We start from the raw sequence: 11,680 nt of genomic DNA, 5'->3' as shown, positions 1-11,680 counted from the left end.
ATGATTCACGCGATGAACGATTTCGATGCGATGGTCCGCGCGCTGGCTCATCCGTTCCGGCGAAAGGTGCTGCAATGGCTGGCCGATCCTGCCAGCCACTTTCTGGACGCGGAGTACGCGCCATTGCGCGGCGTGTCGGCAGGAATGATTCACTCGAAAAGCGGACTGTCACAGTCCACGGTATCGGGGCATCTGTCGCAGCTGGAACGAGCGGGCCTCGTCAACGCTAAACGCGTGGGGCAGTGGATTATTTTTTCGCGAAACGAAACCGCGATTCATGCGTTTGCCGGATGGCTGCACGGCGACATAGCCCGCTCAGCGAGCGCGAACGCATTGGCAGGTCGTGAAGCAGACTTGACTGCTCCTGGTGTTTGCTCGCTGGGTAAGCCTCCCGCGAGCGCGTGAAGACGGGCGATAACCAGGCGTTGCGGCGACTGCCGCCGTTGGAACTACGACATGGCATGATGACTTGAAAACAGACGACCCGTGATGGGACGATAGCGTGTGTGCCGCCTGAACCGGGGCTGGCTGCAACATCAATCGCGAGTTCAAGGTCAAACCATCTTGTTCCGCAGATGCCACGTCGTGTCGCGTGTTCATTGCAAGAGCGGTCGAGAAGCGAACAATTCTCTGATAAGTCGCGGGACAAGTGGTGACTGGATGTCCCGGTGGCTGCTTTGCATCGGCAAGCGGCCATAAAACTTGCTGCGGCCGATTGTCTGCAACGGGTCGGTTTGGTTCGTTCGCTGTGCGCCCGGATTCGGGCCAGAAGCGCTTTGTTACCGGTCCGTGTGGACGGGCAGTCGAACGTCGGGTTCCCGACGGAATCTTTACACCCTGCAAGTCAACAATCTCCGGACGACCTTCGCGGCGTGGAACGATATCTCCGTCGCTGATGGATGGCCGTGCGCCGTTGACTAGCGAAAGAGGCCACGCCACGTTAGCTGCGCTCAATCGCAATGGCTTGTAGTGCCCCGTGCTGGACGAGCCGGACAGCCTGCACCAGCTGTCGCCGGAAAGCGTCGTGGTTCGCCAGCTCAGGCGGGAACACCTCCTTGACCGACAGCATGGTTTCGACGAGTTGTTCCGGTTCGGTGGGGACATCTGCACTCAGGCGCGCAGCCATCGGGTCGTTGATTTCATAGCGCGTGCCATCGTCAGCGTGCCCGCGCAGGAACACGAGCCACGCTGCAACGGCCAGTGTCAACCGTTCGATCGATTGTCCCGCGTTCATACGCGCCTCGATCGTCGCCAGCAGCCGAGGGGGGATCTTCTGACTGCCATCCATCGCAATCTGCGCAGTGCGATGCTTGAGCGCCGTGTTTGCGTAGCGTGCGAGCAGCGCATCTCGATAGGCGAGCACATCGAACGAGGGCGGGACGTCGAGCGTCGGCGCGATTTCGTCCGTCATCATCGCGTGGACCAGTGCTCTCAGAGGTGGATGGCCGATTGCTTCATCGATCGTCGAGAAGCCAGCGAGCATCGAGAGATACGCGAGCGTCGAATGCGTCCCGTTGAGCATGCGCAGCTTGGCGACTTCGAACGGCATCACGTCGTCGACGAGTTGCGCGCCGACTTGCTCCCACGCGGGACGTCCTGCCGGAAAGCGATCCTCGATCACCCATTGGCGAAACGGCTCGCACGGCACGGGCACGGCGTCGTGAAAATTCAATGCGCTCAGCGCGGCGTCGCGTTCCGCATCGGTGGTCGAGGGCACGATGCGGTCCACCATCGTCGACGGAAACGCGACATGTGAGTCAATCCAGTCGGCGAGTTCCTCGTCGAGTACGCGTGCGTACGACGCGACCGCCTGCTTCAGTGCGGCGCCGTTGTGCGAGAGGTTGTCGCATGACAGCACGGTGAAAGGCGGCGTGCCGGCGTCGCGTCTTTGCCCGAGCGCGGCGGTGAGAATGCCAGGTACAGTCGACGGATTGTCAGGATGCGCCAGATCGTGCGCGATTCCTTCGTGGCTCAGGTCCACATCGCCCGTTCGCGTATCGCGGCAGTAGCCTTTCTCTGTGACCGTCAGCGAGACGATCCGCACGTTTTCATCGGCGAGCAATTCGAATAGGCGCGCGCGATCGTGTGGCATTGCGAGCACTTCCTTGAGCGCGCGAATCACCGTGACGCGCACGCCTTCGGGTCCGCGTTCCACCACACTATACAAGCCGTCCTGCGCCATCAACGCGTCGCGCTTGCCCACGTCGCCCTGCAACGTCACGCCGCAGATGCCCCAGTCGCCGCCTGCCGCGAGCATCGCTTCCTCCGTATAAACGCCCTCGTGCGCACGATGAAAGTTACCAATCCCCAGATGGACGATGCCGATGCGCGGATCGCGCCATGCCGGCCCGAGCACATGATCGTTCAATGAGTCGAGGGCACTACGGCAAAGCGATGGTCTGTCGGTCATGTCTGGTCCGAAGCGCAGGAAAACCCGTTGTTGGCGATTAAATATACTTGTATGGTAGCATCGGTTCCATCGAATGCGACTCAAGGAAATCCCGATGAAAATCGTCCGCGCCGACGTGATCGTCACGTGTCCCGGCCGCAACTTCGTCACGCTCAAGGTGGTGACGGACGAGGGCGTCCACGGCATCGGCGATGCCACGTTGAATGGCCGCGAACTCGCGGTGGCGTCGTATCTCAAGGATCATGTCTGCCCGTTGCTCATCGGACGCGATCCTGGACGCATCGAAGATATCTGGCAATTTCTCTACAAGGGCGCGTACTGGCGCCGCGGCCCGGTAACGATGACCGCAATCGCCGCTGTCGACATGGCGCTGTGGGACATTCTCGGCAAAGTGGCGAACCTGCCGCTGTACCGCCTGCTGGGCGGTGCGTCGCGTGAAGGCGTGATGGTGTACGGCCACGCGACCGGGTGTGATATTCCCGAGGCGCTCGACCGCTATGAAGAGCACATTGAAGCCGGCTACAAGGCGATCCGCATCCAGTGCGGCGTGCCGAACATGCCTTCGGTCTATGGCGTCTCGAAGGGCCCCGGCATGTATGAGCCCGCGACCAAAGGTGCCGTCGAGGAGCAAAGCTGGTCATCGGAAAAGTATCTGGACTTCGTGCCGAAGCTCTTCGAAGCCGTGCGCGACAAGTTTGGCTTCAATACCCACCTGCTGCACGACGTGCATCACCGTCTCACGCCCATCGAAGCAGCGCGCCTGGGCAAATCCGTCGAACCTTATCGGCTCTTCTGGATGGAAGACCCGACGCCCGCTGAAAACCAGGCGGGCTTCCGTCTGATCCGCGAACACACGGTCACGCCGATTGCAGTCGGTGAGGTGTTCAACAGCATCTGGGACTGCAAGCAACTGATCGAAGAGCAGTTGATCGACTACATCCGCTCGACGTTGACGCACGCAGGTGGCATCACACACCTGAAGCGCATCGCCGACTTCGCTTCACTTTATCAGGTGCGCACGGGCTGTCACGGCCCGTCGGATCTGTCGCCCGTCTGCATGGGCGCGGCGCTCCACTTCGACCTGTGGGTGCCCAATTTCGGCGTGCAGGAATACATGGGTTTCCCGAAGGAAGCGCTCGACGTGTTCCCGCATGCGTGGACCTTCGATCGCGGCATGATGCATCCGGGCGAGGCGCCGGGTCATGGCGTCGATATCGATGAGGAAGTGGCCGCGCGCTATCCCTACGAACCGGCGTATCTGCCCGTTGCGCGGCTCGAAGACGGCACGCTGTGGAACTGGTAAGCCCCCATCGATAGATAGAACGACGGCCAGGAGACAGGCATGGCAGACAAGAAAACCGGTGCGATGTTGCGGCGCGTGGCGGCTGCATCAACAATCGGCACCGCCGCCGAGTACTACGATTTCTTCGTGTACGGCACGGCCGCGGTGCTCGTGTTCGGCGCGAAGTTCTTCCCGTCGAGCGATCCGCTGATCGGCACGCTCGCGGCATTCGCAACGTATGCCGTGGGCTTCGTGGCGCGGCCGCTTGGTGGCATCGTGTTCGGGCATTTCGGCGATCGCATCGGACGCAAGAAGGCGCTGATCGTCACGATCCTGATTGTCGGGCTTGGGACGTTCGTGATCGGCCTGTTGCCCGACTATTCGCAGATCGGCATCTGGGCGCCTGCCTCGCTGATCCTGATTCGCGTGCTGCAGGGTTTCGGCGTCGGCGGCGAACAGGCGGGCGCGGTGCTGCTGACGGCGGAGTATGCGCCACCCCGCGAACGCGGCTTTTTTGCGAGTCTCGTGCAGCTCGGCGCGCCGGCAGGCTTTCTGATTCCGTCCGGTCTCTTCGCGTTGCTGAGCGCAACGCTCACGCATGCGCAACTGATGGACTGGGGCTGGCGCCTGCCGTTTCTGGGCAGCATCGTGCTGGTCGTGGTGGGCCTGTATATCCGGCTGCGCACGGAAGAATCGCCGATTTTCGCCAGCATCCGCGAGACCAGGGCAGTCGAGTCGCGGCCGGTCGTCGAGGTGGTCAAACAGTTCGGACCGACTATCGTGAAAGGCGTCGGCGCAAAGCTGATCGAGGCGTGCACCTTCGCGATGTACACGATGATCGTGCTCGCCTACGGACGTGCGCACGACATCAGCGAAAGCCTGCTGCTGCAGACGATTATCGTCGCCGTGGTACTTGAACTGCTCGCGATTCCGATGGCGGGCGCGCTATCGGACCGCATTGGCCGGTGCACGACTTTCATCGCGGGCGCGGTGCTGCAAGTGCTGCTCGTCGTACCGTTGTTTCATGCAGTCGACAGTGGCAACCGCCTCGCAATTCAGGCGGCGATGATTCTCGCGATCTCGGTTGGTCACAGCCTGTGCTATGCGCCTCAGGCGTCGCTTTTCCCCGAGCTGTTTCCCGCGCGCGTTCGATGCAGCGGCATTGCGCTCATCTGGCAGATCGGATCGCTGATCGGCAGCGGTGTGCTGGGACTCGTCGCGGTCAAGCTGATTCAGGCGACGCACGGCAATTCGATCGGGCTTGTCATCTATGTGGCGCTGCTCGGAATCATCTCGGCCGTCTGCATTTTCCTTCTGCCCGAAACCGCTCCCGCGCGACGCGGCGGCGATCTCCATGACTGGGGCGCGCCGCAACGCGAAGCGGCCTCGCGCGAACCGCGCGCTTCCGCCGCATTCGCTGCGCGCCACTAGCGCATCACTGAGCACGCCGGTACGGCAACACCTCGATACAGGACCACGACCATGTTTGCAGCCGTTCTTCACGAACCGAAGAAACTCCTCATCGACGAACTCGATGCGCCTCATCCGCAAGCCGGTCAGGTCCAGATTCGCGTGCGTGCCGGCGGCATCTGCGGCTCGGACCTCTCGTACTACTTCAAGGGAAAGAGTGGCGACTTTGCGGTGCGCGAACCGTTCGTGCTGGGCCATGAAGTCGCGGGTGAAGTCGCGGTGCTCGGCGAAGGCGTGAGCGGCCTTGCCGTCGGGCAACGTGTTGCCGTGAATCCCGGACTCAACTGCGGCACCTGCAGGTACTGCGTCAAGGGCATGCCGAATCATTGCCTGAACATGCGCTTCATGGGCAGCGCATCGACGTTTCCACATATGCAAGGCATGTTCCGCCAGTTCATTGCGGTGAGTGCGCATCAGTGCGTGCCCGTGCCGGACGGACTCGATTTCGCGCAGGCCTCGATGGCCGAGCCGCTCGCGGTGGCGCTGCATGCGCTGCGTCTCGCCGGGTCGCTCGTCGGAGCGAAGGTGCTGCTGGTGGGTTGTGGACCGATCGGTTGCATTCTGCTAGCGGTGGCGAAGCGTGCGGGGGCGCACCGGATCGTTGCGCTCGATCTCGCGGAGAAAGCGTTGCAGATGGCGACGACACTCGGCGCCGACGAAACCGTGCTCGCCACCGATCACGCACGCATCGATCAATGGGCGCAGCAGCGCGGCGCTTTTGATGTGGTGCTGGAAGCGTCGGGCAGTACGGCTGGGCTCGATACGGCATTACGCGCCGCGCGCGCGGGCGGCACGGTCATTCAGGTCGGCAATCTGCCGGCGGGGCAATCGCCCGTGGCGGCGAATCTCGTGATGTCGAAAGAGCTTCGGTATCAGGGTTCGTTCCGCTTCACCGACGAATACGCCGTCGCTGCCGAAGAACTCGGCACGCAGAAGATCGATCTGCGCCCGCTGATGACGCACGTATTCTCGCTCGAAGAAGCCAACCGCGCTTTCGAAGTCGCGCATGACCGCACCCAGTCGATGAAGGTTCATCTGCACTTCGACTAACCCTTTCCACATGAACCGCCCGGACACACAAAGAGGCGGAGTACTGGAGACACACACCATGATCAAGAGCCAGCGATGGTTCGTCGTCGGCCTGCTGTTTCTCGCGGGCGTCATCAATTACCTCGATCGCGCGGCGCTCTCGATTGCCGCGCCGCTGATCCAGAAAGACCTGAACTTCTCGCATGCGCAGATGGGCATCGTGTTCAGCAGCTTCTTCATCGGCTATGCGTTGTTCAATTTCATCGGCGGCGTGGCTTCCGACAAATTCGGTGCGAAGAAAGTGTTCGGCGGCGCGATGGGCGTCTGGTCGATCTTCTGCGGCGCGACGGCGCTCGCGAGCGGTATCGTTTCCCTGATCGTGCTGCGCGTGTTGTTCGGCATGGGCGAAGGGCCGTTCAGTTCGTCGAACAGCAAGATGGTGAACAACTGGTTTCCACGCCGCGAAGTGGCGAGCGCGATCGGCGTCATCAGCTCGGGTACGCCGCTCGGCGGCGCGCTCGCGGGCCCCGTCGTCGGCTATATGGCGATCCAGTTCGGCTGGCGCTGGGCGTTCGTCGCGATCATGGTGTTCGGCCTCGCGTGGCTCGTGCTCTGGTCGATGACCACGACCGAGCATCCGCAGCAGAACCGTCGTGTGAAGCCGGCCGAACTCGATCTGATCGTCTCGGGCCAGCAGCAGGCTTCGTCGATGGAACATGCGCCTGCCGGCAAGAAGACGGGACTCGGCTTCTACCTGAAGCAACCGGTCATTCTGGCGACCGCGCTCGCGTTCTTCTCCTACAACTACGTGCTGTTCTTTTTCCTGTCGTGGTTTCCGACCTATCTGACGGAAGCCCATCATCTGTCGCTGCACGACATGAGCATTGCTACGGTAATCCCGTGGGTGCTCGGCAGTATCGGGCTCGCGGCAGGCGGTTTCATCACCGATTTCATCCTGCGTCTGACTGGCAAGCCCTTGTTGTCGCGCCGGATCGTGCTGTCGGTTTGTCTCGGTGCGGCCGCCGTGTGCGTCGGGTTCGCAGGGCGCGTGCAGAGCATGCAGGGCGCGGTGGCGCTGATGTCGGTGTCGATCTTCTTCCTGTATGTCACGGGCTCCGTCTACTGGGCGGTGATCCAGGACACGGTGCGCCGTGAGAACGTGGGCGGCGTCGGCGGGTTCGTGCATTTGCTCGCCAATCTCGCAGGCGTGATTGGACCGGCTGTCACCGGCTTCATCGTGCAGGCGACGCACGGCGCTTACGGCAGCGCGTTTGTGCTGGCGGGGGCGATTGCCGTGATCGGCGCGCTGTGTGCGCTCGTTTTCATCCGCGAGCCCAGGTCGCAAAAAGAGCCGGCAGAGCGTAAACTAGTATGGTAGCTTGGGTAAATTAGTCTTCGATAACCCGGTATGGACACGAAAATTGCAAGCCCGAAGGCCGCGTCGCGGAGCGAGAAAGGAACTGCCGCGCTGACCGCTGCACCACCTGCCGCGAGTCGCGCACGCGTGGTGTCCGGCGAGCAGAAAACGCCGCTGCGCGGCGCGCTGGCGGGTTTGTCCGTCGAATCGCACGAGCCGATCGGCAAGCAGATCTTCCGCTCGTTGCGTGAGGCGATTTTTACCGGCCTGCTCGCGCCCGGCACACCGCTTTCGGAGAAAGAGGTGTCCGAGATGTTTAAGGTGTCCCGTCAACCCGTACGGGAAGCATTCATCAAGCTCGTCGAGGCCGGCGTGCTGCAGGTGTTGCCTCAGCGCGGCACATTCGTGAAGCGGATTTCCCCGCGCAAGGTACGCGAGGGGCGTTTCATTCGCGAGGCGATCGAGGCTGCCGTCGTGCGCAAGGCCGCCGACGCCATCACCGATGCTCAACTGGCGGAGCTTGCCGCGAATCTGCGCGAGCAGAAGGCAGCCGCCAGGCTCAACGACACGGCCGCGTTTCTCGCCTGCGACGAGCAGTTTCACTTTCTGATCGCTCAGTCCATCGATTGCGTTGCCGCGTGGGAGACGATCCAGGACATCAAGGCGCAGATGGACCGCGTGCGCTATCTGAGCCTGCATGAAGTGTCGCCGCTGGATCTGCTGATCAAGCAGCATGCGCTGATCGTGAGCGGGCTCAAGGCGCACGATCCCGACGCCGCGGAAAACGCGATGCGTGCGCATCTGCGAGAGATTCTGGTGTCGCTCGGGCCGGTGGCGCGACTGAATCCAGACTGGTTCGAGCCAGACGAGCCAGAGGCGGTGAGGCTGATGCTCTAGCGCTTTTTTGCTCCGCGGGAACGGATTGCTCCTTTTATTGCGATCGATGGCACGGGGTCCTGTGCAGCGCGGGCCTTAAACTTCGAGATTGCAATTTGGCCGGCGCGGTTTCGATGCTCATACGAGCGCATCAAAAATTTGGTGGCCGAAGAAGAGCAATCGCCGGTAGGGCTGATCTTCCGGGGTCGGCATCTTTAGACAGTCGTGCTCGTCGTCGTGTTGTTGTTCACTCGGCTCACCATCGATCGATAGCGGGCATGTCCTCGAAGATTCCACCGTGTCGGGGATTTCTATACATGCAGCGATGCCCCCCGGTTTGATAACGCAGTTCGCCGAACGTCACGGCACGGCATACGCTTAGTAAAGCTGACATCGATAGGGGTTGCCAATGTATTTGGTCGGTGATTTACTTTGTCGAGTGTGTCACGGAGCGCTTATCCGGGGATGGATGAACAGCGTCGGCTCGCTTCTCCCGAAAGGAAGACTATCGAAAGCTGCGTGCAATCCCGAAAGCGGCCTTTGCGGTATTGCGGGAATGCCCAACGAAACAAGCGGCCGAGCGCGACGCGATTCAGTGGGCACGAGAGTGGATATCGAAGCACAGCGACTCTATCGAGAAGGCCATCGAGCTTGAGCGGAGCAGGCGCCGGTCAGCCGTCAGCCTAGCCGGTTACAAATAAGAAAAACGACATTTGAATCGCGCTCATCTTCTCCCCTGTATTCCGGAGAGTATCGTCTTGTCGTTGATCATTAATCGGTCAGACTAGATCCGTCCGCTCGAAGATCTGGCAAACGGCAAGGCTCGCGCGCACGGGAGTTGATGATGGGAATTACTATCGGACTCCCACGTACCGCATCAATAAGTGAACCCACGCCCACCACACATCGTCCGACGGGCACCGACAAATGGCCGATTCGCCTGGTAAGCGGTCCCCTTGCTGGGGCACGGTGGCGAATGGCAGTTGTGGGTCTGCAAAGAGGCATCCGGTCTTCCCGGGAACAACCATTCGCTATGGTGTCGCATCCGCACCGGTGTCAACGCGGCGGCAAAGGATGGTGAGAGTGTGAGTCGCGCGTGGCCGAAAACAATGTCAGCAAAAGCGGAATGATATGCGGGCGGGTAAAAACGCGTTGGCCAGATGTCTCAGTTGCCTGCCGCCCCGAGCATCGACTGCCGGCACCCGGCAGTGCCGCACCGGCACGCGTACTGTTCTCTGACCTGGTCGTTGAGTTCGCCGTCGATCACCAGTGCGTAGTCGATGAACAGCTCATGGCCGGGCGCGATGTCGGTTAGCGCATGAATGAACACGCGATCGCCCGTCTCGATCGCCTCGCAGTTCGGTGGACATGCGTGGTTCAGGAAGCGGGCGCTGTTTCCACCGCGGCTGCCGTCAATCACGCGCCCGTCAGACAGACCAAACACAAACGTGTGGCCGGCCTCGGACCGCTGACGCGCGGCGGCGCGCTGCCAGCTGGTCACTTCACCCTTGTACTCGATGAGCCGCTCGCCGGCGGCGATCGGCTGCAGCGCAAAGAGCCCCTTGCCATGTACGGATGAGCGTCGTGCTGTGATGCGTTTCAGTCGCATTGTGAGTCGTTTCCCGCCAGCAGGGTGTCAGTGATCGTGATTCCGGTTCTGCGAAGCATATCGCTGCTATCGCCCGTATTCAACAAGGCGTGCCGTTTCGCATGCAACTAACCGTCTGGCGTTCGCGAGAACGCCCAGGCTTCGCCAAAAGTCAGTCAGCAAGGAAGCGCGGTGCCTGGTAGCGTCCAAAAGGAGGACACCATGAAAGCGTGTCTTGCTTGCGAAACGCTGGTTGGGAAGCCGTCTGAATTCCTTCGTCACGAAGATCTTCAGTGGCAGGAAGTGGCGTATTTGGCACGCCGCAAAAGCCAATAGCGCGTTACGTCCAGTATCGCTGCAGGTCTTGTGGCCTGTGGCTAAATAAGAACACGTCACAAGGCTCACTGGCCGGTCTCTGGTCAGCGTCTGGAACGTATCTGGCGGCCGCACAGATTCACGGAACCCGACAACCCAGCGCTTGACGCGAGGAGGGCGGCAGCTGCGGCGGTCGCCGCTGTAATCGGAGGGCCGCGCGCTAGCCGTTAAGAAAATCGAGTCGACGACACGATTGGCTTCGCCTTGCTGGTAGAGCAGTTTCTGCAGGAGGCGCCGCCAGACGCGCGTTTTCCGAAAACCTGATTGCGCACATGCCTGTGACAGTCGATTGTTGCCGCCGAAAACGGACCCGGCACGTAGTCGTGCACCGGTCATCCATATTACCAGTCGCTCGTTAAGCCCCGGGCGCGAGCGCGTGAGATCCGAAGTCGCCCATGCGTTCCACGCCGGGCGAGTCGCATTGCGGTTTCAAGCGCGCGAGAAGAACTGCGGTTCTTGCTTCCACGGTGCATGTCAGATTTGCTCCACCGGCATTGCCCGACTCACGTACGCCCTGGACCTCGAGCAACGACGCCGCGCGGGAATCGACCTGCGCGAAGACGCGAACGCCTGATCGACCGGCGCGCTTGCATAGTGCGCTTCCAGCATGACATTCCGCAAAATCAGCAATGGGTGTGCTACAGACTCAGCATGGGCGTGGTCCGTATTTGCTGCCAGAAGGCAGTGCTATGGTGTCGCAGGACGATCCCCTGTCCGCGCCGGACCGCTGCCGGACTGAAGAAATTGCGGCAAAAAGTTCTCGGAATAGGCTCCTGATCTGGTGTGCCCGGCGCTGCGCTGACGTAAACGGCCGGGTACTGGCACGCGATCTCAGCGGTAAGCATCGAAAACCGGCGCCTATTCGGCGCATTGAAAAGGAGTTCTGCGGCGCACACTGATGTCTCATCTGATGTGCCATGCAGCCCCGAAGTCACCGGGGAATATGCGGTTGCGACGCCCTGACGTTTCATAGCCCTTGAGGCAAGCGCTTTTCTCGGCCTGTCCCCGCGCGAAAAAAGTCTGGGGCGTGATGACGTGCCAATTCATCGACGCCGGGAAAAGTGCCGGTGTAAATAAGGATACCTAACGTATGTTAATCGGTCGGAGCGACATTGATCGATCTTGCCGTGACTGGCTCGGGGACACCTACATTCTTGTATCTTGTATTAAGGCAATGCTGATCAAGTCCACCACTCATGGCTGTCATGCGTTATAGCGTGGACATGCGACGGTAAAACCAAAAACGATGAAGCAACTGACACTGGCGATGGCGGTCGATCAATGCGCGGGATT

The 11,680-nt window shown here is 61.1% G+C and carries 7 protein-coding genes and 1 pseudogene; 6 read left to right on the top strand and 2 right to left on the bottom strand.

Going from position 1 to position 11,680, the window contains the following annotated elements:
- A pseudogene (locus AB4Y32_RS37230) lies at positions 1–309 on the top strand (ArsR/SmtB family transcription factor); the annotation flags it as partial.
- Between the two features lie 631 nt (positions 310–940).
- Here AB4Y32_RS37230 and AB4Y32_RS37225 read toward each other — a convergent pair.
- The gene (locus AB4Y32_RS37225; RefSeq protein WP_368726067.1) at positions 941–2,410 is read right to left on the bottom strand and encodes a mannitol dehydrogenase family protein; all 1,470 of its coding nucleotides are present in this window, start codon (positions 2,408–2,410) and stop codon (positions 941–943) included.
- Between the two features lie 94 nt (positions 2,411–2,504).
- Here AB4Y32_RS37225 and manD point away from each other — a divergent pair, with 94 nt between their 5' ends.
- From manD to AB4Y32_RS37200, 5 genes are read left to right on the top strand one after another with little or no spacing between them, the layout of a single operon-like run.
- On the top strand, positions 2,505–3,713 hold the full coding sequence (gene manD / locus AB4Y32_RS37220) for a D-mannonate dehydratase ManD (protein ID WP_368726066.1): 1,209 nt from the start codon (positions 2,505–2,507) through the stop codon (positions 3,711–3,713).
- Between the two features lie 39 nt (positions 3,714–3,752).
- The gene (locus AB4Y32_RS37215; RefSeq protein ID WP_368726065.1) at positions 3,753–5,123 is read left to right on the top strand and encodes an MFS transporter; all 1,371 of its coding nucleotides are present in this window, start codon (positions 3,753–3,755) and stop codon (positions 5,121–5,123) included.
- A gap of 51 nt (positions 5,124–5,174) precedes the next feature.
- Entirely contained in the window at positions 5,175–6,212 is a 1,038-nt protein-coding gene (locus AB4Y32_RS37210) for an L-idonate 5-dehydrogenase (protein WP_368726064.1), read from the top strand.
- A gap of 58 nt (positions 6,213–6,270) precedes the next feature.
- On the top strand, positions 6,271–7,569 hold the full coding sequence (locus AB4Y32_RS37205; RefSeq protein ID WP_368726063.1) for an MFS transporter: 1,299 nt from the start codon (positions 6,271–6,273) through the stop codon (positions 7,567–7,569).
- Positions 7,570–7,599: 30 nt separating this feature from the next.
- Complete coding sequence (locus AB4Y32_RS37200) at positions 7,600–8,445, top strand: GntR family transcriptional regulator (RefSeq protein ID WP_368726062.1); 846 nt, start codon at positions 7,600–7,602, stop codon at positions 8,443–8,445.
- A 1,144-nt stretch (positions 8,446–9,589) separates the two neighbouring features.
- Here AB4Y32_RS37200 and AB4Y32_RS37195 read toward each other — a convergent pair.
- On the bottom strand, positions 9,590–10,033 hold the full coding sequence (locus tag AB4Y32_RS37195) for an SET domain-containing protein (protein ID WP_368726061.1): 444 nt from the start codon (positions 10,031–10,033) through the stop codon (positions 9,590–9,592).
- Positions 10,034–11,680: the final 1,647 nt, after the last annotated feature.

Origin of the sequence: Paraburkholderia phymatum, assembly GCF_040965635.1 — a bacterium.
GTDB lineage: Bacteria > Pseudomonadota > Gammaproteobacteria > Burkholderiales > Burkholderiaceae > Paraburkholderia > Paraburkholderia phymatum_B.
The sequence above is the reverse complement of the archived record's forward strand: the minus strand, read 5'-3'. Positions and strand labels throughout refer to the sequence as shown.

What these genes read in the sequence shown, in the direction of transcription:
- AB4Y32_RS37225 (WP_368726067.1), bottom strand. Translation starts at nt 2,410, where the DNA reads ATGACCGACAGACCATCGCTTTGCCGTAGTGCCCTCGACTCATTGAAC.
- manD (WP_368726066.1), top strand. Translation starts at nt 2,505, where the DNA reads ATGAAAATCGTCCGCGCCGACGTGATCGTCACGTGTCCCGGCCGCAAC.
- AB4Y32_RS37215 (WP_368726065.1), top strand. Translation starts at nt 3,753, where the DNA reads ATGGCAGACAAGAAAACCGGTGCGATGTTGCGGCGCGTGGCGGCTGCA.
- AB4Y32_RS37210 (WP_368726064.1), top strand. Translation starts at nt 5,175, where the DNA reads ATGTTTGCAGCCGTTCTTCACGAACCGAAGAAACTCCTCATCGACGAA.
- AB4Y32_RS37205 (WP_368726063.1), top strand. Translation starts at nt 6,271, where the DNA reads ATGATCAAGAGCCAGCGATGGTTCGTCGTCGGCCTGCTGTTTCTCGCG.
- AB4Y32_RS37200 (WP_368726062.1), top strand. Translation starts at nt 7,600, where the DNA reads ATGGACACGAAAATTGCAAGCCCGAAGGCCGCGTCGCGGAGCGAGAAA.
- AB4Y32_RS37195 (WP_368726061.1), bottom strand. Translation starts at nt 10,033, where the DNA reads ATGCGACTGAAACGCATCACAGCACGACGCTCATCCGTACATGGCAAG.